Here is a 23,297-nt window from a genome sequence, read left to right as displayed (position 1 = left end):
CGTACGGAACCGTCAGTCGTGGAAGAAGCCGTTCCGCGTATGCAGGGAAACCGCGTCCTCCCCGGGTAGCCGGGCACCCTCCCGCTCCGGCCGCAGCACGACCGTCCCGCTCTCCCCCGGCAGCAGCGTCAGGAGCGCCGTGTCCGCGCGCATGCCGGGCGCCTCGACGATCACGTCACCGAGTGCGACTCCCGCCGTGAGGTGGACGAGCGCGTGGTCCTGCTTCCGCTCAACGGAGTACTTGACGTCGGGGGCGGGCCAGCGGACGCCGTCGTCGCGTACGAAGGCGTGGACGGCGCGGTCGGCTCCCTCGGTCTCCGCGACCACCAGTTCCTCGCGGCGCCGGCCCGCCTGGGTGATCCGCGGGCCCACGGGGAGGGCGAGGACCGTGCGCGCGGGAACGATGAACTCCCCTTCCGTGCGGGCCACTTCGCCGTCCGTGACGTGGACGCGGCGGAGTGCCAGCTCACCCGTCCACGGCTCGTCCGTGTCGTTGACGAGGACGGCGCTGAGGCCCGCCTCCCGCGGCTGGAGCGTCACGAGGCGGTCCGCGAAGGCGCCGCGCACCGCGTACCAGGCGGGTTTGGGGCGGCCGCCGTGGTCGATCAGGGACCAGGACAGGGCGGGCCAGACGTCGTTGAGCTGCCAGATCAGGGAGCCGGCCGTGCGCGGCCACCACGAGCGGTGGTGTTCGACGGCGGTGCGCAGGGCGTGGGCCTGGTTGAGGCTGGTGGCCAGGTGCCAGCGGTCGGTGTCCGCCGCGATGCGGTCCGGGGCGGGGAAGCGGCCCTTCAGGCGGTCCACGAGGTTGCGCTCGCCGCCGGGTTGCTTCTGGTGTGCCAGGAGGGCCGGGTCGTCGGGCCGGTCGGGCAGCGCCCCGAGCGCCTCGGTCAGCGTGGCCCGGGTCGCCGGGGCCTGCCAGCCGAACTCGGCTGCGAAGCGCGGGATCTGGTCCCGGTAGTGGGCGTAGTCGAGGAGGTTCCAGGTGTCCCAGAGGTGGGTCGGGCCGTCGCCGGGCACCTGCGGGTGGACGCCGGGCTCGCTCGCCACGGGGCTGTTCACGACGTACACGGCGCCGGGCGCGTGGGCCTCGACGGCGGCCGGGAGCAGCTCGCGGTAGTAGCCCTCGCCCCAGGTGCGGTCCCGGATCTGCGCGCGCCAGCCCCAGTCCTCGTGGCCGAGCAGGTTCTCGTTGGCGCCGTTCCAGACGACGACGCTCGGGTGCGCCGCGAGGCGTCGGACGACGTCGTCCGCCTCGGCCGCGACCTCCGACCGCAGCGGCTCCTCCTCGGGGTAAGCGGCGCACGCGAACATGAAGTCCTGCCAGACCAGGACGCCGCGCTCGTCGCACGCCGCGTAGAAGGCCTCGTCCTCGTAGATGCCACCGCCCCAGACGCGCAGGGTGTTCATGTTCGCCGCGCACGCCTGGTCGATACGTTCCTCGTACCGGGCGGGCGTCATCCGTGAGACGAAGAGGTCGTCGGGGATCCAGTTGGCGCCCTTGCAGAACACCGGGCGGCCGTTGACCCGCAGGGTGAACGCGCGGCCGTGCTCGTCGGGCGTCGTGTCGATGGCGATGTGCCGGAAGCCGACGCGGTGGTGGGTCTCCTGGAGGGTCCTGCCGGTCGCGTCCAGCAGTCGTACGGTCGCGTCGTGCTGCGTGGGTGCGCCGTAACCGCGCGGCCACCAGACGTCGGGGCTCGGGACGTCAACAGACAGCTTTTGGCGCCCCGTTGAGGAGATCGGGAAGCGCTCCGCGTGTCCCGCGACGACCACCTCGGCCTCGCACGGGCCGCCCTCCACGTCGAGGCCCACGACGAGCGTTCCGCGCCACAGGTCCTCGTCCAGGGTCGTGGTGACATCGACGTCCGCGCGGGCCGTGTCCCACACCTCAAGGCGTACGTCCCGCCAGATCCCCGCCGTGACGAGCGTCGGGCCCCAGTCCCAGCCGCCCTCGCAGGCCATCGTGCGCAGTTCGTTGTAGGGGTACGTCCAGTCGTACGGCAGCGGGTCGTCGCCGGCCGCGTCCAGCATCGCCTGCGCGGAGGAGGCGAAGGGGACGGCCAGCTCGTTCGTCCCGGGCCGTACGGCGTCGGTCACGTCGAAGCGGTAACGGCGGTGCATGTTGCGGGTGTTGCCGACCTCGGTGCCGTTGACGAGGACCGTCGCGACCGTCTGGAGCCCGTCGAGGACGAGGTGCACGCGTGAGCCATCGGGCTGGGCAGACAAGTCGAAGGCTCTGCTGTACTCCCAGTCCGTGAGCCCGACCCACTGCGCCTCCGCCTCGTTCGTGCCGAGGAACGGGTCCGGGATGACCCCGGCCCGCATCAGGTCGGTGTGTGCGCATCCCGGCACGACCGCCGGCACCTCGATGTCACCGATTTCACCGGTGCCGCGCAGCTTCCAGCCCTCACCCGTCAGTTCCACGTTCCCTTGCCCTCTCATTCGTCCGGCCGATCCGTCGGCGCCCGGTATCCCTCGGGAACCTGCGGCAGCTCCCGCACTCCCGTCTCGAAGACCTCTACGGACTCCAACACCGCGCCGTCGCCCACGACTTCGACGGTCAGCTCGGCGGCCGTCACCGGCTCGGTGAGGTGGATGCGTCCTGCGCCCACAGTGAGTCCCTCGGCGAGGACGCGGTCGCCGGCCCGCACCACATGGCGTACGACGCGCTGCCCTTCGGTGAGGTCCTCGCGCAGCCGGATGTGGTCGAAGGTGACCGGGCCCCCGAAGGAAGCCGTCCAGGTGTCCCCGTGGGCCAGCTCGGCAGTGGCGGCCGGTGCCCCGAAGCGGCGTGTGACCTCGGCGCCGAACTCCGCCACTCGCGCGGCATCGGCGTCCGGAATCCGGCCGCGTGTGTCGGGCGGCAGGTTGAGCAGGAGGTTCGCGCCGAGGCCCACGGAGCGGTAGTGGATGGCGAGCAGGTGCTCCAGGGACTTGGGCTCGTCGTCCGGGTGCCAGAACCAGCCGCGCCGGATCGACACGTCGCACTCCGGCGGCAGGTAGAGCGCCTCGGCGAACTCGGCGGTGACGACCGTGTAGTTGCTCATCTGCGTGTGGTCGACGACGTACTCGACGGGGTCGGCCGCGAGCCCGTCCTCGTTGCCGACCCAGCGGATCGTCGGGTCACCCATGTTGAACACCATGGCGTCCGGCTGGTGCTTGCGGGCGACGGCCATGATGGCGGTCCAGTCGTACTCGTAGCCGTCCGAGCCCGCGCCGTCGAACCACAGCTCCATCAACGGCCCGTACCAGGTGCACAGTTCGCGGATCTGCTCGGTGTAGAGCTCGGTGTACGCGGCCGGGTCGGCGTACTCGGGCGCGTGACGGTCCCACGGGGAGAGGTACACCCCGAAGCCGATCCCGGCCGCCCGGCAGGCCGCCGCCAGTTCGCCGACGACATCGCCCTTCCCGTCCTTCCACGGCGACGAGGCGACGGAGTAGTCGGTGGTTTTCGTGGGCCACAGGCAGAAGCCGTCGTGGTGTTTCGCGGTGATGATCGCGTAGCGGGCCCCGGCGGCGCGGGCGGTCTCGACCCACTGCTCGGTGTCGAGGTCGGTGGGGTCGAAGGACGACGCCGGGAGGGCGCCGTCGCTCCATTCCTGGCCGTGGAAGGTGTTGATGCCGAAGTGGAAGAAGGCGCCGGTGTTGCTGCGCTGCCAGGCGAGTTGGTGCGGTGTCGGGGCGATCGGAGCGATCGCCCCGATGGGGGCGTCGGATTGCAACGCGGGTCCTTTCGGGATGGTACGGGGCGTCGCGGGCTCAGGCGTACTGCTCGTCCTGCGCCCAGCAGTGCACCCAGTGGCTCTCGTCGACCTGGGTCCTGGCCGGGAAGGCCGTGGCGCAGACCGGCTTCGCGAGGGGACAGCGGGTGCGGAAGCGGCAGCCGGAGGGCGGGTCGACGAGGCTCGGGGGTTCACCGAGGGTCTCTTCGTCGTCGGCGACGTCCGGTTCGTCGAGGAAGCCGCCACGGTCGGGGTCGGGGGCCGAGTCCAACAGAAGCCTGGTGTAGGGGTGTTGAGGGTTGGCCACGATCTCGTCGCCGGGTCCGGACTCCACGAGCTGACCCGCGTACAGGACCTTGATCTCGTCGGCGAAGTAGCGGGCGCTGGCGATGTCGTGGGTGATGTAGAGGATCGCCAGGCCCTCGTCGTCGCGGAGTTTTCCGAGCAGGTTGAGGATGTCCAGGCGGATGGAGACGTCCAGCATGGAGATCGGTTCGTCGCCGAGGAGCACCTTGGGGCGGGCGGCGAGCGCGCGGGCGATGGCGATGCGCTGGCGCTGGCCGCCGGAGAGCTCGTAGGGGAACTTGTCGATGAACTGGTCGGCCGGTGTGAGGTTGACGCGTTCGAGGAGCTGGAGGATCTGGCGCTCCGTGTCCTCGGCGCCCGACGCGAGGCCGTGCAGTTTGAGGGGGCGGCTGAGGATGTAGCGGATCTTGTGGACCGGGCTGAGCGAGGAGAACGGGTCCTGGAAGATCATCTGGACCTGGCGGTAGTACGCGCGCTTCGCCTTCGCCGTCCGGGCCTTCTTGACGACGTCGCCGTCGAGCCGGATCTCGCCCTCGGTGGGCGGGTAGGCGAGCGCGAGCATCCGGGCGAGCGTCGACTTTCCGCTGCCGGACTCGCCGACGAGCGCGGTGATGCGGCCCTTATGCAGGGCGAGCGAGGTCGGCTCGACGGCCTTGACCTCCTTGCCGTGGCCGCCCGGTCCGTGCATCGGGAAGCGCTTGACGACCTCGCGGGCCTCCAACACCGGTACCGGGAGGGTGACTTCAGGTGCGGGCATGGCGGTCCTCGGCTTCCGGGGTCGTCGTGGCGGGGTGCCGGTGGAGGTGGCAGGCGACATCGCCGGCGTCACCGAGTTGCAGCAGGACCGGCTCCTCGCGGTCGCAGGCGTCCATCCGGTGCGCGCAGCGCGGGTGGAAGGAGCACCCCGGCGGCGGGGTGCGCAGTCCGGGCGGCGAGCCGGGGATGCCGGTGATCTCGCGTCGTTCGCCGTGCAGCGGAGGGAAGGCGCCGCGCAGTGCGGTGGTGTACGGGTGCTGCGGGTCCTCGTAGAGGCGGCGCGGTGGCCCCGTCTCCACGATCTTGCCCGCGTACATCACGGCGATCCGGTCGGCGATCTCGATGAGCAGCGACAGGTCGTGGGTGATGAAGACGACCGAGAAGCCCAACTCGCGCTTCAGACGTGCAACTTGGCGCAGGATTTGGCGCTGCATGACGACGTCGACGGCCGTCGTCGGCTCGTCCATGACGACAAGGTCCGGTTCGCAGGCGAGCGCGAGGGCGATCGTGGCGCGCTGGCGCATGCCGCCGGACAGCTCGTGCGCGTAGCTCCGCAGCCGGTCCGCGGGGATGCCGACCATGCCGAGCAGCTCCCCCGCCCGCTCCCAGGCCTCCTTCTTCGACAGGCCGCGGTGCTTGCGGAGGACGTCGGCGAACTGGGTGCCGAGCCGGAGGACCGGGTTGAGGGCGTTCATCGCGCTCTGGAAGACGATCGCGATCTTCTCCCAGCGCAGCGCGGCCAGTTGACGCTCGGTCAGGCGCAGGATGTCGGTGTTGTCGGCGCCGTCGTGGCCGTGCAGGATCACCGAGCCCGCGGTGGTCACGGCCGGCGGCCGCTCCAGGCGGGTCATGGCGGTGACCAGCGTGGACTTTCCGCAACCGCTCTCGCCGACGATGCCGAGGGTCTCGCCGCGGCGCAGCGTGAGGTCGACGCCGCGGACGGCGTGCACGGGGTTGTCCTGGTCGAAGTAGTCGACGTGCAGATCGCGGACGGTCAGCAGCGGAGCGCCGGGGGTCGGGCTCATGAGGTGGCCTCCTTCACGGGCGTGGCCTGGGCGGGCACGGCGGTGTCCGCCGCGCCGAGGCGGGCGGCGCGGGCCCGCATCCGTACCTGCTTGGAGGGCTTGCGCAGACGGGGGTTGGACACCTCGTCGATGCCGAAGTTGACGAGCCCCGCGGCGACGCCGACGAGGGCGATGCACGCGCCCGGCGGGACGAACCACCACCAGGCGCCGCGGGTGAGCGCGGAGCCGTTCTGCGCCCAGTACAGCATCGAGCCCCAGCTGGTGATGTTGATGTTGCCGAGGCCCATGAAGGAGAGGCCCGCGTCCGCGAACATCGAGCCGACGACGGCGCCGAGGAAGCTCACGGAGATCAGCGGCGCGAGGGACGGGATGAGTTCGCGGGTGATGACACCCCAGCGGCTCTCGCCGGTCATCTCGGCGGCGGCCACGAAGTCCCGGTGCCTCAGCGACAGTGTCTGCGCCCGCTTCTGCCGGGCGGCCCACGGCCACGCGGTGAGGCCGATGACGAGGGCCACGGTGAGCCAGCCGCCGCGCCCCTGCACATAGCTCGCCACGATGATCAGGAGCGGCATGCCGGGGATGACGAGGAAGATGTTGGTGGCGACGGTCAGGAACGAGTCCGCCCGCCCGCCGAGGTAGCCGCCCGCGACCCCGACCAGGACCGAGAGCACCGTGGTGACGACGCCCGCGACGAGCCCGACGAGCAGCGAGACACGGCTGCCGACGACGAGCTGCGCGAAGACGTCCTCGCCGTTGGCCGTGGTGCCCAGCAGGTGGGCCCCGGAGGGCGGCTGCATGGAGCCGCTGGTGTCGACGTCGGTGGGTGAGAGCCCCATCAGGTTCTCGACGACGAACGGGCCGAGCACCGCGAGCAGGGCGAAACACACGATGATCGCGATCCCGACGCGGACCTTGATGTTCCCGGGCAGCTTCGGCAGCCGCCGCCGGGCGCGTACCGACTTCGTCATGAGCGGGTCTCCCTCGCGCGCGGGTCGATCAGTCCGTACACGGAGTCCGCGATGAAGTTCGCGGCGAGCACGGTGAGCGAGACGATCAGGAACAGGGCCTGCATCAGCGGGTAGTCGACGCTGGAAACGGCCTGGTAGAGCAGATAGCCGACGCCGGGGTACGAGAAGACGATCTCGACGAGGATCTGGCCGCTGACGGCGGAGCCAATGGTGAGGGCGAAGCCGGCGACGCTGGGAAGGACCGCGTTGCGGGCGGCGTACTGGAACATCACGCGGGCCTTGGACAGGCCCTTGGCGCGGGCCAGGAGCACGTAGTCCTCGGAGACGGTGGTCACCATCATGTTGCGCATGCCGACGAGCCAGCCGCCGAACGAGGCGACGACCATCGTGATGGCGGGCAGGATGCCGTGTGTCACGACGCTCGCCAGGAACGGGCCGTTGAAGGCGACCGCCATGTCACCGTCGTACGCGCCGCTGATCGGCAGCCAGTTGAGCTGCACGCCGAACGCCATGACCAGCAGCAGCGCGACCCAGAAGAAGGGCAGCGCGCCGAGGAACATCGAGGCGGGCGTGATGAAGGAGTCGAAGCGCGATCCGACGCGGGAGCCCGCGAGAACGCCCATCGAGGTGCCGATGACGAACGCGAGCACGGCGGTCAGGCCGACGAGTCCGATCGTCCAGGGGAGCCCGGAGCGGATCACTTCCCACACGGGCGTCGGGTAGTAGGCGACGGACGCGCCGAAGTCGAAGTGGGCGATCTGGCCGAGGTACGTGACGTACTGGTCCCACAGCGGGGCGCCGGGCGCGCCGAACAGCCGGTAGATGCTGGTCACTTGCTCGGCGGACAGGTTCTGCTTCTGCTGCATCTGGGAGATGAGCGCGGAGGCGGGGTCGCCCGGCATCAGGCGCGGGATGAGGAAGTTGAGGGTGACGGCGACGGCGGCGGCGCCGAGGTAGAAGCCGAGGCGCCGCAGGAAGTAGCGGGCGGCGCCGAGCCGACCGGCCGCCGTGCGCCGGGCGGGTGGCGGGGCCTCTGCGGCGGCGGGGGTGAGGACGGGTGCGGTGGCCATGTCCATCAGCCCTTCGCCGGGCGCAGGTTGAGCAGGATGCTCATGGCGTCGACGCCACCGCCCCAGGGGGCGGGCTGGGCGTAGGGCTTCTTCGCGCTCGGCCAGCCGGTCCAGTTCTTGCTGTTGTACTCGGAGGAGACACCGATCGTGATCAGCGGCGCGGCGGGCACGTCGTCGACCATGATCTTCTCGAACTCGGCCGAGTACTTCTTGATGGTCGCGTCGTCGTTGGCGCTCGCCATGTCCTTGAGCAGCGCGTCGGCCTTCTTGCTCTTGTAGTGGCCGTAGTTGGTCCAGATGCCGGCGTTCTCGCTGTAGAGCATGTCCTTGAAGAAGTTGTACGGCGTGGAGTAGTAGATCCCGCCGCCGATCGTGACGTCGAAGTCACCGGACTTGCGCTTGGCGTCGATCTGCGCGGCCGCGATCGGCTTCACCTCGACGTCGACGCCCGCCTTCTGCAGCTGCGAGGCGACGACCTTGTCGAACTGCACGGCGTCGCCCCACTCCTGCACCTCCATGATGGAGAAGCTGAGCTGCTTGCCGCCGCCGTCGACCAGCTTGCCGTTCTTCTTCGTGTAGCCGGCCTTCTTGAACTCGGCGAGCGCCTTGGTGAGTTCGGCCTTGGGCTGCTCGGCATCCTTGTACTCGTCGGCGATCCACTTGCCCTGGGTCTTCGAGTCGAGACCCGTGAGATTGAGGGTGTTGAACATCCCCGGGTTGGTCACGTTCAGGAGCTGGCTGCGGTCGACGGCCAGCGAGAGTGCCTTGCGGACGTGGACGTCGTCGAACGGCTTCTTGGTGTGGTTGAAGAACAGGAACTGGCCGCCGTAGGTGGGATACCAGGCGTGGTGGTTCTTCGGGTCCTTGTCGATGTACTGCTTCTTGACGTCGGGCACGACGGCGCCGCTCCAGTCGAGCTCCCCGCTGAGCAGCTTGGGCACCTCGGACGCCTGGGTGACGATGGGCGCCTTCACGGTCTTGACCGGGACGTTCTTCTGCTTCCAGTAGTTGTCGCGGGCCTCGAAGGTGAGCTGCTGCGGTGTGTACTGCTTGAGCTTGTACGGGCCCGAGCCGACCGGGTTCGGGTTGGTGTCCTTCGCGCCGTCCTTCTTCTTCCAGATCTTCTCGGGCACCGGGGTGGTCCCGCCGATGCTGTCGATCTTGGAGTAGGCGGGCTTGTCGAAGGTGATCTCTACGGTGTGGTCGTCCGGCGCGGAGGCCTTGGAGAAGTCGAAGGCCCAGGTCGGGGGCAGCTTGTTCTTCTTCACGTAGTTCAGGGTGAACACCACGTCGTCGGCGGTGAGCTTGGAGCCGTCGCTCCAGTTGGCCCGCTCGTCGAGGTGGATGGTGATCTTCTTGCCGCCGTCGGCCCACTCGTACTTCTTAGCCAGCCAGGGCGTGAACTTGCCGCCCTCAAGGATGTTGAAGTCGAAGAGCGCCTCGTACTGGAACCCGAACGTGCCCTGCGTGGGCTTGAGTGCGAACGGGTTGAAGTTGCGGTTGATGGTGGTGCCCGCGAAGCCGAGGTTCGTGGTGAGCGCGCCGCCACCGGCGGAGCCGCCCGCCGGGGTCGGCGCGGCCGAACAGCCGGCCAGGGCGAGCGAGAGCACCGCGGCGCCGACGGCGGCGACACGGACGCCGGTACGCGCGGAGGTGGGTCGGGACTTCGGGGTCACGCGGAGCTTCGGGTTCATCGGAGGCTCTCCGGAGGGGTGTCGGGGACGGGGGACATCGCGCGGGGGGTGGGGTGGAGCGGCACACGTTGGACATCGTTGTCAGAGCGCGGCTGTGGGTCGTCGAGTACGTGGATCAGCCGGGGGTGGGGGCACGTCCGGTGGGGGCGCGGCCGCGGTCCGCGGGGGCCGGGCCGCTGCTGCCACGCGGGACGAGGCGCGGGGTCTCGTCCTCGACGGTGCGCGCGGGCCCGCCGTCGATCAGCGCGAGCAGCTCCTCGGCTGCGTGCCGCCCGAAGGCCGGGGTGTCACGCACCAGGGCGGTCAGCGGCGGGTGGGTGGAGCCCGTGAGCACGGACTCGTCCCAGGCGACGAGCGTCAGCGCGCCCGGCACCTCGATGCCGAGCGAGGCGGCGACGCCGAGCCCGGCGACGGCCATCACATCGGTGTCGTAGACGATCGCCGTGGGCCGCCGCGGCGCAGGTGTGTCGAGCACCTGGCGGGTGGCCTCGACGCCCTGCTGCCGGGAGTAGTCGGTGGGGATGCTGCGTACGTCGGCGGGGTCGAGCCCGAGCCGCTCCGCCTCGTCCCGCAGGGAGCGGATCCGCCGCTGGGTGTGGGCGAGATGGGGCAGCCCCGCGATGTGCACGATGCGGCGGTGCCCGAGGCCGTGCAGGTGCTGGACGATGCCGGCCATCGCCAGGGTGTCCGAGGCCCACACGCTGGAGATGCCCGGGTGCCCCGAGCCGTCCTCGCTCCGCGGTACGGGGCCGACGAAGACGGCGGGCAGGCCGAGCTCGTCGAGCAGCGCCGGGCGCGGGTCGCCGTCCCTCGGGTCGACGACGAGCACACCGTCGACGCGGCGCTCGGCCCACCAGCGGCGGTAGGCGGCACACTCGGCGTCCAGATCGGGGACCACGAGGAAGAGCAGCCCGATACTCCGCACGGCGAGCGCCTCCTGGATCCCGGACACCAGCTGCAGGAAGAAGAACTCCGCACCCAGGGCATGCGCGGGGCGGGCCAGGACGAGGCCCACCGTGGCGGTGCTGTCACCGGTCAACGCCCGTGCAGCCGCGCTCGGTTGCCACCCGAGCCGGTCCGCGACCTCGCGCACCCGCCGACGGGTGGCCGACGAGACACCGGGCCGCCCGTTGAGCGCCAGGGACACGGCGGACTCGGACACGCGCGCCTCTTCGGCGATGTCTTTCAGGGTCGAGCGTCTGGAGGGAGTACGGCGCATGGAATTCTCCTGCCACGCCTACCGGCAAGCCGCCCCCGAACGGGACGGCCCGAAACCCAACTGCCCTGAACTCAAGCGGTTGAGTGCGAGAACGCTAAAGCGCTGAAGCCCCGGGGGCAACAGGTCGTGCACCAATTGCCGCTATGAGCCCTGTATTTGCTGTGCTGATCGACGCAACAAGCCGCCATGAAGAGTGATTTGACATGGATGAGCGGTGAATACGGCGGAATGGCCGGGCGAGACACCCAAAGACACGCGTCCGCCCTCCGCCAACACCTGCTCGACACCGCCCAACATCCATGTGGACGCCCCCGGTCGCCCCGTGCGGCCCGCACGCGGCGGCCCACACCGAGGAACTCACCCGGCTGTTCGCCGACGAACTCGGCTACGCGCCCGCCACCTTGAGCGCCTACCAGGCGGCGTACGCCCTGACCACCTACGACCTGTTCGACATGGGCGACGACGACGGCCACTTCCGCTGGTGCGCCGAACAGCTGCTGCGCAATGACGTGTTCAACGGCCGGGAGCCCTGACCCGTCACGGCGGGGTGGACGTCCTGACCGGGCGTCTCTATGTGGAGTTCCTGTGCGCAGAAGCGCGTGAAATGTGCCTCAGGTGGGTGTTTTTCATGGATTCCGTCAGCCGGTGCATCCGAATTGTCTGCCCTGCGGGTACGCCTGCGCCCACGCGCACTACCGGGGCGCGCCACCGGCGTTGAAGCTGCTGGGAGTCGCGACAGTAACGATTCTGCTGATCTTCGCTCACCACCCTTCGTTCCATTCATCGAAGCCGCAAAGGACACAAGGTGCGCAAGCAAGACGGCGAGGTCGGCACGCTTCTCAGGCTCGTCGCGGACAGCAGGGCCGACGACTCCCTCATCGGGCGAGAGGCGGAACTGACCCAACTACGGAGCCTGTTGGCGGGCCACCGGCTCGTCACCGTCACCGGCCCCGTCGGGGTCGGCAAGAGCCTGCTGAGCGACGTCGCCGCTCAGCGGTCCCGGCCGTCCCGGCGGCAGGTCGTGCGGGTGTCCTGGCCGGAGGCGTCCGGCCGGCCGGGGGACTTCCGCAACGCCGTGCGGCAGGCGCTGCTCAGCACCCCGCTCTCGCCGGACGGCCCGCCCGCAGGACGGCGGGCGGGCCCCCGGGTCCTGCTGTTCCTGGACGACATCGACCCGGTCCATGACGAGTGTGTCGGCGTGGTCCAGCGGCAGCTGCTCCGCCACCCGACACTCCAGGTCCTGATCACCGCCCGCCGCCCCCTCGGGCTCGGCGACGAAGCGGTGCTCCGGCTCGGCCCGCTCCCCACCGAGCCCGAGGACGACGGCTCCCCCTCGCCCGCCGCGCGCCTGTTCCTGGCCACGGCCGGTGGCGCGCTGCGGCACCGCGACCCGGCCACCCTCGAACGCGTCGAGGCCGTCTGCCACACCCTCGACGGACTGCCCCTGGCGATCGAACTCGCCGCCGCCCAGCTGAGGTCGTACTCCCTGCACGACCTGGCCGAGCTCGTGGAGCACGGGCAGTCCTGGCTGCACAGCCCCCGGCCGCGGCTGCGGCGGCACCGTTCCGTCGAGGAGGCCGTCGGGGCCGTGCACACGCTGTGCTCCCCCTGGATGCGGATGGTGTGGAGCCGGGCCAGCATTCTGGCCGGGTCGTTCGGCGAGGCGGCGGCTGTTCTGCTGTGCACCGGTGGCGAGATCGCCCCGCACCAAGTGCCGGGCCTGCTGACCCAGTTGGCCTCGCTCGGCCTGCTCCAGCACGAGAACGACCCGCACGGCCCCGGCGAGCCGCGCTATCGCATGCCCCCGGCCGTAAGGGAGTTCGGCGAGCGCCGGCTCACCGAGGCCGGCGAGCTGGACATCGCCGTCGAACGCCGGGCCGGGCACTGCCGACGGGTCGTCCACCTCGCGGAACACCTGTGGGAGCACGGTCATCAGACACAGGCCCTACGCCTGGTGGCCGACGAGCAGCACAACCTCAACGCCATCCTGCGGTACGCGCTCACCGACCCCCGGCCCGAGGTCACCGTCGCCGCCCTGGAGGCAGCGACCCGCCTGTGGTTCTGGTGGGTCACGGGCCACGCCGCGGCCGGGCTGCGCTATCTCCTCCAGCTCCTGGCACGCTGCCCCGACGACCACCCCTCGGCGGCCCCCGCGGCCTGGCTCGCCGCATGGCTCGCCGCGCGCACCGACCCGGACACCGCCCTCACCCTGCTCGACCGGATCTGGCCCGGTGCCGTCCTCGACGGCGACGACACCCTGCTCGCCCGCATCGCCCATGTCCACGGCCTCATCGCCCTCACCCTCGGCGACCCCCTCCAGGCCGGGGACCTCTTCGAGCAGGCCTGCGTCCTCACCCCCGACCACTCCACCGGCGGGCCGGGCCGCGCCGTCTACCTCGCGGCCCTCGCCTTCGCCCGGCGCGACACCGAGCCGCGCGCCGCCCACCGCGCGGCCCTCGCCGCCCTCGCCCAGCCCGGGCTGCGCGACGACGTGTGGTCCAGCATGCGCGCCCGCTACGCCCTGGCCCTCGTCGACCATCACAACGGCCGCGCCGCCAGAGCCTGGACGCGCGCCCACCGCGCGGTGTCCGACGCCGACTCCGCCACCTGCGCACCGCAGGCCCACGCCGCGCTGCGCTCCCTCCTCACGGTCCTGCGCACCGGGCAGGCCACCCCGGAGCCGATCATTCCGGGGTTGTCCGGGTGACCTGGCACGCTGCGGACCAGGGGGTCACACCGTCCCGTTGAACCGCCCTGCGGGGTCCCGCGTCTCCCCGTTCCGTGGGGCGCCCAGTTCCGCTGTGGCAAGGGACGTCTCCGCCGGGCGCAGCGCGATGATCGCGATGTCGTCGGCCAGGTGGTGGGTCCAGTCGCGGACGCCGGCGTCGAGGTGGCAGACGAGGTGCTCGGGGGTGCCGTACGGCGCCCGGGTCAGGCCCTCGGTGAGGGGGTAGAACTCGCCGGTCGGGTTCCGGGCCTCGCTCAGACCGTCGGTGTGGGCCACGAGCGTCGCGCCGGCGCCCAGGCGCACCGTGTGCGGGGTGAGCGGGGCGCCGGAGCCGAGTGTGCCGAAGCCCAGGGGCAGCAGGGTCGGGACGTCGAACTCCGTGACGCCTGCGGGCGTGACCTCCAGCGGGGTGAGGTGGCCGCAGTTGACGACGTGCAGGTCGCAGGCGTCCTGCCCCGGGCCGTCGTGCTCCAGCAGCAGTGCCGTCGCGAACAGCTCCTCGTCCCCGCGCGTGGCGGCGGCGCGCAGCACCTGCCGGTCGAGGCGCGCGGCGAGCTCCCCGAGCTCCTCCGTCTCGAACGCCTGGCTGCGGAAACAGCCCAGCAGGTCGGTGACGGTCTGCACCGCCTGCAGCCCCTTGCCGCGTACGTCGCCGATGAGGATGCGGGTGCCGAACGGGGTGTGCAGGGCCTCGATGAAGTCGCCGCCTATGCCGGTGTCCGCGGTGGCGGGCCGGTACAGGCTCGCCAGGTGCAGCCGGCCCAGGTCCTCGGGTATGGGGTGCAGCACGGCGTGCTGCAGGGTGCTCGCGGTCTGGCTCATCCGGGTCAGCCGGTCGCGCTGCTCCCGCCGTGACCAGACGACGGCGCCGGCGGCGGCCCCGAAGGCGAGCGCGACGATCAGGGTGCCGGCGTCGCCGATGCCCGTACGCGTCAGCAGATACTGCAGTCCCGCGGCGCAGGCCACCGCCACGGAGACCGCGACACGGCCGAGCAGCAGCGCGGCCACGGCGAGCACGATCGTGCCGACGCGCAGCAGCTGGCGCGCCTCGGAGGGCAGCGGGGCGCTGTCGATGGCGGACGTGTAGGGCAGGGACTGCGCGGCGGCCGTGCCCAGGAGGATGGCGCCGGGCAGCAGGGCCGCGCTGGTGCCGAGGTAGGTACGGGGAAGGGCGGCGAGGTAGCGCGCCATCTGCGGTGCGGCCGCCAGCATGACGCCGAATCCGATCAGCGCCACGACGGCGAAGTCGCCCGCCACCGGGTAGGCGTGCACGTTCAGTCCGGCGTGCAGCAGGACCAGGCCGAGCGCGGCGAGCGGCAGACCGAGCGAGGACCCCGTCACCGGCTCGATCGCGCGGCGCCGCACCAGCAGACAGCTCGCCGCGCCGCCGACGCCGAAGCCCGAGATGACGAACGCCGCGGACCCCGGACCGCCACCCCTCTCGGCCGCGAGCGACGGGAGGGCCATGGCGAGCACGACCTGGGTGAAGCCGAGCGCGAGGCCCGCGATCAGCGCGCCCGCCCGCAGCGCTCCCGGCATCAGCGCCGGGCGCCCGCGGGACGCCACCGACAGGCCGGGGCAGCGCAGCCGCGCGAGGACGAGGGCGACCGTGGCGGCGAGCAGCAGCAGGCCCACGCGCGGGTCCGCCCACCCCCACACGGGGGCGAGCTGCAGCGCCGCGGGGGCGAGGACGCCGAAGGCGATCAGGCAGGCGGCACGCGGCCGGTCCGGCATCGGATGCCGGGTCGCCGCGGAGGATTCGGGTACGTAGCGGTGCACCAGTAAGAGCGCCGCGACGGCCGCGACGGTCATCGCGGCCATGGCGACGCGCCACCCGGTGGTGGACGCCGCCCGCGGCGCCAGGTTCACGGCGAGCACGAAGCCCACGGACATCGCGGCCAGCCAGCCGCCCATCACCTTGCGCATCCGGCCGGGCAGGAACACGGTCGGCAGAAAGGCGAGGCAGCTGACGAAGACCGCGGCCAGAGCCACGGCGACGACGATCCGCCCGAACACGTACGACCAGCCGTCGAACGCGACGGCGAGGAGCGCGCAGCCGGCGGCGAGCCCCGCCAGGGCCAGGATCATTACGGAGCGTCGGCCCCGCAGGTCACCGGCCCGTCCCGCGACGACCAGGGTGAGCAGTGCCAGGGACGAGCCCACGACGCGGGCGACGACCTCGTGGCCCGTGCCGAGGCCGAGCTCGGCGTGGACCAGGGGGACGGCGGCCGAGTGCACCGCGGGCGCCACCACGTACAGGGCCGCCACTGCGGCGAGCAGGAGCCCGACCACGCGTGTCGGGCTCCGTGTGCCGTCCGCCGCATACCTGGCAGCCGCTCTCGCGCCGCCGCCGGGCGCACCGGTGCCGACCATGTACTGACCTCCCTGGGTTTCCCCCTTCCGCGTGGTCCTTCAGGGACAATCGTCGGGGATCACATATGACCTTTGTAAGGACCGAAAGTCCCTAAAGGAACTTTACAGACAACAGGGAGGTAACCGGACGGGTCAGCGTCCGGTCAATGCGATCGGCAGGCCGTCCTTGGGGAACGGCAGGGAGTGGTAGTCCATCGGCGGCTCGTAGGCGGGGTCGACCGTCCAGCGGTGGGCGCGCAGTATGCGGTGCATGATCGCCTTGATCTCCAGGCCGGCGAAGTACAGGCCGATGCACTTGTGCACGCCGCCGCCGAAGGGCTCCCAGGCGTACCGGTGCGAGCGGTCCTCCCGGCGGTCGGGGCCGAATCGGTCCGGGTCGAAGGCCGTGGGGTTCGTCCAGTACTCGTCCATGAGGTGGCTGAACTGGACGCCCACGAGGACGTCCGTGCCGGCGGGGATGCGCACGCCCTGGATCGTCGTGTCCTTGACCGCGTACCGCACCAGCGTCGGGACCGGCGCCCGCAGTCGCAGCGCCTCTCGCATCACCAGGTCCATCGACTCCATGCCCTCGAGCTCGGCCATCGACGGCGCGGGGCCCAGCGCGAGCGCCTCCGCGCGGCAGCGTTCCTGCCAGTCGGGGTGCTGGCCGAGGTGTTGCAGGATCGTGGAGGTGGTGACGGTCGAGGTGTCGTGCGCCGCCATCATCAGGAAGATCATGTGGTTGACGACGTCGTCGTCGGTGAACCGCTCGCCGTCCTCCGTCTCGATATGGCAGAGGACCGAGAAGATGTCGTCGGTCTGCTCGGCGCGCTTCGCCGGGAGGTAGTGGCGCAGGAACCCCTCGAGCACCTTGCGTCCGCGGTACGCCTTGCCCCACCGGGTGAACGGCACATCGGCGCGTACGACGCCCGCGGCGGCCTGGACGCAGGCGATGAATGCCTTGTTGACCCGGTCCATCTCGGCCTGGCCCGTGTCCTTCGCGCCACCCATGAAGAGGTCGGCCGCGATGTCGAGCGTGAGCTGCTTCAGCTTCCAGTACGAGGGGAACTCCGCGTTCTCCTCCCAGCCCGCCATGCCGTGCTCGATCGCGGGGTGGAGGCGCCGGGTGTACGCCGCCAACCGCTCGCGGGTGAAGGCCTGTTGCATGATCCGGCGGTGCGCCTTGTGCTCGTCGAAGTCGATGAGCATCAGCCCGCGATGGAAGAAGGGCCCGACGAGCTGCGCCCACGCCGGCTCGTTGGCGAACGCCTTGTCCTTGTTCAGCAGCGCCTCGCCGCAGGCGTCGGGACCGAGCAGCATCGCCGAGTTCTTGCCCAACACGTGGAACGGGGCGACCGGCCCGTACCGCTCCCAGCCCCGCCGGTAGAACGCGACCGGATCCTTGGAGTACGCGAAGAGCTGCCCGACCCAGGGCAGACCGCGATCATCACGCCTCTGAGCCGGAATGGCCCGCGCCTCGACCCCTTCGACCGTCACGTCACTCCGCCTTGTCGCGCCGAGCCGACCGGGACTTCGCCACCGCGCGCAGCACCCTGGTCCCGACGACGCCGACCAGCAGCGTGGCGAGCGGCAGGGCCACGTCCACCCACGGGTCACGGATCGGCTTGTAAGTGGCGGTCCCGTCCTTGATCTCGATGAAGCCGAGCGGCTTGGCTCCTGCACCGCCTCCGCCTCCCCCGCCTTCCCCGTCCTTGTCCCCCGCCTTCTCACGCCCGGCGCCGCCACCGAAACCGAAGCCGACCTGGGCGACCGGGACGACGGTGATGCCCTCCCGGAAGACCGGCTCGCCGAAGACGGCGGCGACGGAGGCCCGGCCGCCGAGCTTGTCGGCCAGCCGTTCCAGCAGCGCGGCGGATGCGTGGGCGGCGCCGAGCTCGGCCGACGAGCCGGCCACGGTCTGTCGGTCCTGACTGGTCATGCGGTGCCTCCCTGGCGTGTGTTCCGGGGCGGAGCACTTCACGCTAGGCCGGAGGCATCCGGTCCGCCACCGCCGTGCCGGACCAACTGGCCATGCAGGAAAGGAAGGTGGGGCGGCGCGCGCCGCCCCACCCTCTACAACTCACTGCCGCTCGGGGTCAGATGACGCCCTGCGCCAGCATCGCGTCGGCGACCCGTTCGAAGCCCGCGATGTTCGCGCCCGTCACGTAGTCGCCGGGGGCGCCGTAGCGCTCGGCGGTCTCGTGGCAGGTGGCGTGGATGTCCTTCATGATGTGCGCCAGCTCGTCCTCGACCCGCTGCGCGGACCACGACGTACGGGCGTGGTTCTGCGCCATCTCCAGCGCGCTGACGGCGACGCCGCCCGCGTTGGCCGCCTTGCCGGGGCCGAAGGCGACGCCCGCCTTCTGGAGCAGGTGCACGGCCTCGGGCGTCGTCGGCATGTTCGCGCCCTCGGACACCGCCTTGACGCCGTTGCGGATGAGGGCCGCGGCGTCGTTCTCGTCCAGCTCGTTCTGCGTGGCCGACGGCAGCGCCACGTCACCGGCGACGTCCCAGACGCGTCCGCCGGGCACGAACCGGGCGGAGGAGCCGCGGCGTTCGGCGTACGCGTCGACACGGCCGCGCTCAACCTCCTTGATCTGCTTGAGCAGTTCGAGGTCGATGCCCTTCTCGTCCACGACGTACCCGGAGGAGTCCGAGCAGGTGACCGGGTTCGCACCGAGGGCGTGCAGCTTGTCGATGGTGTAGATGGCGACGTTGCCGGAGCCCGACACGACGACCGTCTGCCCTTCGAAGTCCTCGCCGCGCTCGCGCAGCATCGCCTCGGCGAACAGGACGTTGCCGTAGCCGGTCGCCTCCGGGCGGATCAGGGAGCCGCCCCAGCCCTGCCCCTTGCCGGTGAGGACCGACTCCCAGCGGTTGGTGATGCGCCGGTACTGGCCGAAGAGGTAGCCGATCTCGCGGCCGCCCACGCCGATGTCACCGGCCGGAACGTCGGTGTGCTCGCCGATGTGGCGGTACAGCTCCGTCATGAACGACTGGCAGAACCGCATGACTTCGGCGTCGCTGCGCCCGTGCGGGTCGAAGTCGCTGCCGCCCTTGCCGCCGCCGATCCCGAGTCCGGTCAGCGCGTTCTTGAAGATCTGCTCGAAGCCCAGGAACTTGATGACACCGAGGTTGACCGACGAGTGGAAGCGCAGGCCGCCCTTGTACGGGCCGAGCGCACTGTTGAACTCGACGCGGAACCCGCGGTTGACGTGGACCCGGCCGCGGTCGTCCTGCCACGGCACCCGGAACATGACCTGCCGCTCGGGCTCGCACAGCCGCTCCACAATGGCGGCCTCGGCGTACTCGGGGCGGGCCTGGAGCACCGGCGCGAGAGTCTCGAGGACCTCGTGCACGGCCTGGTGGAACTCGGGCTGCGCGGGGTTTCGCTTTTCGATCTCGGCAAGGAGGTTGCCGAGGATGTCCTGCGTGTTGGATCGCGTCGTCACTGAAAGCCTTTCGGGCTCGGCAGTCGCCATCTCCCTGCGGGTGCGGCTCGCTCGGGTCCGGTCGTTCGATGAGCGCTCGGCGCCATTGCCGTGCGTGGGACAGGGTAAGTGTTACGCGCATGTAAACCCCTTGACCAGTGGCCATCCGAATTCCGGACGGCAAGGGCCGACACATACGCACAACCGACCTGCATAAATAGCACGGAACGCACCATTCCGATCATCCGGGACGGGACTTCCGGCCGCGCGGAGCGGTGGGAGAGAATACGAACCCTGGCGTCCGAACCCGGCCGGAAGGAAGCGTGCGCGTGATCAAGTGGGTGTCCATCCAGAGCACCGGACCGCGTCCCGTCCCCCGGCCCGTCGCCACGCCGCTGGTGTGGGCGGTGACCGGCGGCACCGCTCTGCTGCTCGTGGCGCTCATCAACACGTTCCTCGGACCGGGCCGCCCGTGGCTCGCGCTCACCGCGCTCGCCCTGCTCGCCGCGGGCCTCGGCTTCTGCGCCAGATTCACCGCGGCGCCCGGCACCGCCGTGCTGTGCTGGCTGTTCCTCAACGGCTTCGCGATACCGCCCGCGGGCACCCTCAACTGGATCGGCCACCGCGACACGCTCTGGCTGACCTGCCTCCTGACCGCCACCCTCGTCGGCACCCTGTGGGCCCGCGTGACCCACGCCCGCGCCGCGTACCGCACGATCACCCCGGCTCCAACCCCGCGGACCACGCTGGGCGACGATCCGTTGACCCGCTGAAGGGAACGCGTCGTGCACACACCGTTCGACACATCCGAGCGACAGACCTGGGCGGGGCGCGCCGACGCCTACGCGGCGAGCTTCGCGAAGCTCTGCGCACATCCCGTTCCCGAACTCCTCGACGCCGCGGGAGTCGAGGACGGCATGCGGGTCCTGGATGCCGGAACGGGCCCTGGTACCGCCGCCGTACGCGCCTGTGAGCGTGGCGCGAAGGTATCGGCGGTGGACGCCGAACCGGGCATGGTCGCCCGCGCCGCGGCGGCGGCACCGGCAGCGGACGTACGCCTCGCCGCCCTGCCCCAACTCCCCTTCGCCGACGCCGCATTCGACTCCGTGGTCGGCAACTTCGTCCTCAACCACGTGGGCCGGCCGCGCGCGGCCCTGGCAGAGCTCCGAAGGGTGACACGTCCCGGCGGCCGGATGGCCGTCACCATCTGGCCGGTCCCCGCGGCCGCCGGCCAGTCCCTGCTGGGCCGCGCCGTCCGGGCGGCGGGCGCCACCCGTCCGGATCACCTGCCGGCCCTCGCCCCCGACGACGACTTCGCCCGTACCCGGCAGGGCTTCGCCGCGCTGCTGGGCGAGGCGGGCCTGGCGGATGTCGTGTGCGACACCTTGGACTGGGACCACCGCACCACGGTCGAGGAGTGGTGGAGCGGACCGGCCGCCGGGGTGGCCACCATCGGCCAGGTGGTGACGAGCCAGAGCCCGGCGGTCGTCGCCGAGATCAGGGGCCGATTCGAGACGCTGGCCGCCGAGTTCGCCGGACCGGGCGGCGTACTGCACCTGCCGCACACGGCGTTGCTGGCACACGGTCGGGCCTGACGTCGCACGCGGGCGCGAAGGGAGCGGCCGGCCCCGCTGGTTCGAGGAAGCGGGGCCGACCGGAGGGGAAGAGGCCGGCCGCGGGGTGTGCACTCCCCCGTACGCTCATCAGGCGACAGGTACCGCAGCCGGTCTCAATGGACGTAACGAGCCACGATCCGCCATGTTCCGCCGCTCGGCACCGGGTTGACGAACTGCACCGGACTCCCCGGCCGCCTTCACACCGTGGGCACGTTGTTCGGCAAGCTGTCAGGGTGGACCGGCCGACCGGCCGCGTCGTCCTGCACTCCTCAAGTGAGGCCGTCCTCAAGTGAATCCGCTGCCCGGGTGCCTCACACCACGGGCAGCCGATCCACCAGCAGCTCCAGCCGCTGCTCGACGTACTCCGGCGGCAGCCGGCCCGCCCTCGACAGGGTCGCGAGGCCGTGCAGGGAGGCCCAGAACACCTCGGTGAAAAGCCCCGGGTGGACCCCGTCCCCCGCGACCTCACCGAGCGTCTCCATCAGCGCGGCGAAGCCCTCCTTCAGCGGTTCCGGGGTGTCCTCGCGCGCGAACGCCAGGCCCCCGTCGAGCCGGAACACGGCGTCGTAGACCGCGGGGTTCTTCTCGGCGAAGTCGAGATAGGCGCGGGCGAGGGCGGTGACCCGGGCACGCGACCCCTCCACCGCGGCGGTCGCGGCGCGCAGCGCCGTGGCCAGCTCGCCGGCACCGTCGAGGGCCACGGCGCCGATGATCTCGCGCTTGCCCCGGAAGTGGCTGTAGAGGACGGGCTGGCTGTACTCGATGCGCTCGGCCAACTTGCGGGTCGTGACCGCGTCCCAGCCCTGCTGCTCGGCGAGTTCGCGGGCCGTCGCCACGATGAGGCGCTCGCGGCTCGCGCGTTCGCGCTCCTTGCGTTCCTGTACCGACATGAGCAGATCCTAGCATCGCTAGACAATCGAGCGGCAGTAGGGCTAGCGTTGCCCCATCATCTAGCGCCGCTAGATAGCTCAGGAGGGGTCACCATGCTCGACGCACTTGAGGTCTTCACCACCGTGGTTCTCGGCGTGATGGTGGGGGTGGAGTTCTCCGTCGCCTTCGTCATGAATCCGATCTTCAGCGGCCTCCCCGACGACGCCAACCAGCAGGCCCGCTCGCACGGGGGCCGGATGCTCGGCGCCCTGATGCCGTTCTGGTACTTCGGATCGCTCGTCCTCATCGCGATCTGGGCCGTCGCCGCGTGGGGCGACGGTGGCACGGGCCTGCTCATCACAGCCGGCGCACTGCTCGTCGTCAGCATCGTCATGTCGCTCCTGCTGCTCGTCCCGATCAACAACCAGGGCAAGACGTGGACCGCCGAGAACCGGCCCGCGGACTGGAAGCAGCAGATGAGCCGCTGGGACCGCTACCACTACGTCCGCGTCGCCGTCATCGTCGCCGCGTTCGCCGTGCTGGTCACGGCGCTGGTCTGAGTTCGTGGGCGCCGGCCGGGAATTCCCCTCCGTACCGTGTCCCTACGCGGCGCGGAAGCGCCCGGCCTCCACTTCTTCGACCCGCCCCTGCCCCATCAGATGGTCCAAGTGCCGCCGCGCCGTGCGCAGTTCCACGGGCCGGATGTGCGCCCCTTCGACATGCGGCCGGTACACCAGCCGGTGGTCGGCGATCTCGTCCGGTGTGTGCGGTTCGCTCAGGAAGGCAAGAAGTTCGGCGTCCCGCTTCTCCACCACGCCGGCGTAGGCGTCGAGCCGGCGGCGGAACTCGGCCGCTCCCTCGACCACACCCTTCTGGTGGGCGGTGCCGTACCAGCGGGCGTCGATCTCCGCACACCGCCGCATCGACGCCTCGAAGTCGACGAGGCTGCTGCCCACGTCGCCGTAGTACGGACCGAAAGAGGTGAGGTCGATGTCCGCGACGAACAGGAAGCCGTCCGGTTCGACCAGGAATCCGCTGTGGCCCGCGGTGTGCCCGGGCAGGTGGACGACGGTCACCGTCCGCCCTCCCAGGTCGAACACGGTGCCGTCCTTGAACGCCTGCGCATCCGGGCAGCCCTCCACGTGGAACTCGTCCCGCATCGCCGCGTCGACGGCGTCGACCGTGTCCGGGGGCAGTCCGAGCGCGGAGACGAGGGCCGCACGCGAGCGCAGCGCGTCGAGGTCGCCGCGGTGCACGTGCACCGGCACCTCGTAGCTTCCGAGGCCGGCGATGTGGTCCTCATGGGCGTGGCTCACGAGGACCAGGTCCGCGGGCGGCGCGTCATCGACGAGCGACAGCGAAGGATCGACGACCAGCGAGGCGCTCGTACCGCGTACGAGCAGTGAATTGGCGCCCGGATAGGCGCCGTTGCGGGCACCGACGAGCACGGTGACCGCGCCGTACGCCTCGGGGATGTATCCGGTGGGGCGGGGTTCCATGGTTACCGTTTCTATCGAACCGCGGACGGGACCGCCAT

19 protein-coding genes are annotated in these 23,297 nt (G+C 71.0%); 5 read left to right on the top strand and 14 right to left on the bottom strand.

The annotated features are described in order from the left end of the window. Nucleotides 1–12: 12 nt before the first annotated feature. From OHA73_RS42190 to OHA73_RS42155, 8 genes are all read right to left on the bottom strand, one after another. Entirely contained in the window at nt 13–2,427 is a 2,415-nt protein-coding gene (locus OHA73_RS42190; protein WP_327657983.1) for a glycoside hydrolase family 2 protein, read from the bottom strand. Between the two features lie 14 nt (nt 2,428–2,441). Next, nucleotides 2,442–3,725, bottom strand: a complete 1,284-nt coding sequence (locus OHA73_RS42185; RefSeq protein ID WP_327657982.1) for an alpha-L-fucosidase — start codon at nt 3,723–3,725, stop codon at nt 2,442–2,444. 37 nt (nt 3,726–3,762) lie between these two features. Further along, nucleotides 3,763–4,788 (bottom strand): ABC transporter ATP-binding protein, encoded by a 1,026-nt coding sequence (locus tag OHA73_RS42180; protein ID WP_443063184.1) that lies wholly within the window; start codon nt 4,786–4,788, stop codon nt 3,763–3,765. Next, complete coding sequence (locus OHA73_RS42175; protein ID WP_266724356.1) at nt 4,775–5,812, bottom strand: ABC transporter ATP-binding protein; 1,038 nt, start codon at nt 5,810–5,812, stop codon at nt 4,775–4,777. Before OHA73_RS42175 ends, OHA73_RS42180 begins: the two co-directional genes overlap by 14 nt. Further along, nucleotides 5,809–6,780: an ABC transporter permease gene (locus tag OHA73_RS42170; RefSeq protein WP_266724354.1), complete on the bottom strand. Its 972-nt coding sequence runs from the start codon at nt 6,778–6,780 to the stop codon at nt 5,809–5,811. Before OHA73_RS42170 ends, OHA73_RS42175 begins: the two co-directional genes overlap by 4 nt. Beyond that, nucleotides 6,777–7,850 carry an ABC transporter permease gene (locus OHA73_RS42165; protein ID WP_327657981.1) on the bottom strand — a complete coding sequence of 358 codons (1,074 nt, stop codon included), beginning with the start codon at nt 7,848–7,850 and terminating at the stop codon, nt 6,777–6,779. Before OHA73_RS42165 ends, OHA73_RS42170 begins: the two co-directional genes overlap by 4 nt. Nucleotides 7,851–7,855: 5 nt before the next feature. Beyond that, nucleotides 7,856–9,544 (bottom strand): ABC transporter substrate-binding protein, encoded by a 1,689-nt coding sequence (locus OHA73_RS42160; RefSeq protein ID WP_327657980.1) that lies wholly within the window; start codon nt 9,542–9,544, stop codon nt 7,856–7,858. A gap of 115 nt (nt 9,545–9,659) precedes the next feature. Beyond that, entirely contained in the window at nt 9,660–10,763 is a 1,104-nt protein-coding gene (locus OHA73_RS42155) for a LacI family DNA-binding transcriptional regulator (RefSeq protein WP_327657979.1), read from the bottom strand. A 299-nt stretch (nt 10,764–11,062) separates the two neighbouring features. On the opposite strand from OHA73_RS42155, the gene OHA73_RS42150 reads away from it, so the two are divergent. Together OHA73_RS42150 and OHA73_RS42145 are read left to right on the top strand one after the other, a co-directional pair. Then, nucleotides 11,063–11,296, top strand: a complete 234-nt coding sequence (locus tag OHA73_RS42150; protein WP_327657978.1) for a hypothetical protein — start codon at nt 11,063–11,065, stop codon at nt 11,294–11,296. A 272-nt stretch (nt 11,297–11,568) separates the two neighbouring features. Continuing rightward, nucleotides 11,569–13,470 carry an ATP-binding protein gene (locus OHA73_RS42145; protein ID WP_327657977.1) on the top strand — a complete coding sequence of 634 codons (1,902 nt, stop codon included), beginning with the start codon at nt 11,569–11,571 and terminating at the stop codon, nt 13,468–13,470. 24 nt (nt 13,471–13,494) lie between these two features. On the opposite strand, the gene OHA73_RS42140 is transcribed toward OHA73_RS42145, so the two are convergent. From OHA73_RS42140 to gdhA, 4 genes are all read right to left on the bottom strand, one after another. Beyond that, a complete protein-coding gene (locus OHA73_RS42140) occupies nt 13,495–15,864 on the bottom strand; it encodes a PP2C family protein-serine/threonine phosphatase (protein ID WP_327657976.1) in 2,370 nt (789 codons plus the stop codon). A gap of 132 nt (nt 15,865–15,996) precedes the next feature. Next, on the bottom strand, nt 15,997–17,340 hold the full coding sequence (locus OHA73_RS42135) for a cytochrome P450 (protein ID WP_327657975.1): 1,344 nt from the start codon (nt 17,338–17,340) through the stop codon (nt 15,997–15,999). A 1-nt stretch (nt 17,341) separates the two neighbouring features. Continuing rightward, nucleotides 17,342–17,782, bottom strand: coding sequence for a spore germination protein GerW family protein (locus tag OHA73_RS42130; RefSeq protein ID WP_327657974.1), 441 nt, complete (start codon nt 17,780–17,782; stop codon nt 17,342–17,344). 157 nt (nt 17,783–17,939) lie between these two features. Beyond that, nucleotides 17,940–19,295, bottom strand: coding sequence for an NADP-specific glutamate dehydrogenase (gene gdhA, locus OHA73_RS42125; protein ID WP_266724340.1), 1,356 nt, complete (start codon nt 19,293–19,295; stop codon nt 17,940–17,942). A 308-nt stretch (nt 19,296–19,603) separates the two neighbouring features. Between gdhA and OHA73_RS42120 the strand changes: the two genes are divergently transcribed. Both OHA73_RS42120 and OHA73_RS42115 read left to right on the top strand, forming a co-directional pair. Further along, a complete protein-coding gene (locus OHA73_RS42120; RefSeq protein WP_327657973.1) occupies nt 19,604–20,047 on the top strand; it encodes a hypothetical protein in 444 nt (147 codons plus the stop codon). 12 nt (nt 20,048–20,059) lie between these two features. Further along, nucleotides 20,060–20,869, top strand: a complete 810-nt coding sequence (locus OHA73_RS42115; RefSeq protein WP_327657972.1) for a class I SAM-dependent methyltransferase — start codon at nt 20,060–20,062, stop codon at nt 20,867–20,869. Nucleotides 20,870–21,201: 332 nt separating this feature from the next. Here OHA73_RS42115 and OHA73_RS42110 read toward each other — a convergent pair whose 3' ends face one another. Continuing rightward, nucleotides 21,202–21,780: a TetR/AcrR family transcriptional regulator gene (locus OHA73_RS42110; RefSeq protein ID WP_327657971.1), complete on the bottom strand. Its 579-nt coding sequence runs from the start codon at nt 21,778–21,780 to the stop codon at nt 21,202–21,204. 93 nt (nt 21,781–21,873) lie between these two features. Between OHA73_RS42110 and OHA73_RS42105 the strand changes: the two genes are divergently transcribed. Then, the gene (locus OHA73_RS42105) at nt 21,874–22,320 is read left to right on the top strand and encodes a DUF1772 domain-containing protein (protein ID WP_327657970.1); all 447 of its coding nucleotides are present in this window, start codon (nt 21,874–21,876) and stop codon (nt 22,318–22,320) included. 42 nt (nt 22,321–22,362) lie between these two features. Here OHA73_RS42105 and OHA73_RS42100 read toward each other — a convergent pair whose 3' ends face one another. Beyond that, on the bottom strand, nt 22,363–23,259 hold the full coding sequence (locus OHA73_RS42100; protein ID WP_327657969.1) for an MBL fold metallo-hydrolase: 897 nt from the start codon (nt 23,257–23,259) through the stop codon (nt 22,363–22,365). Between the last annotated feature and the right edge of the window lie 38 nt (nt 23,260–23,297).

This window comes from Streptomyces sp. NBC_00483 (assembly GCF_036013745.1).
In the GTDB taxonomy this organism is placed as follows: domain Bacteria; phylum Actinomycetota; class Actinomycetes; order Streptomycetales; family Streptomycetaceae; genus Streptomyces.
The sequence above is the reverse complement of the archived record's forward strand: the minus strand, read 5'-3'. Positions and strand labels throughout refer to the sequence as shown.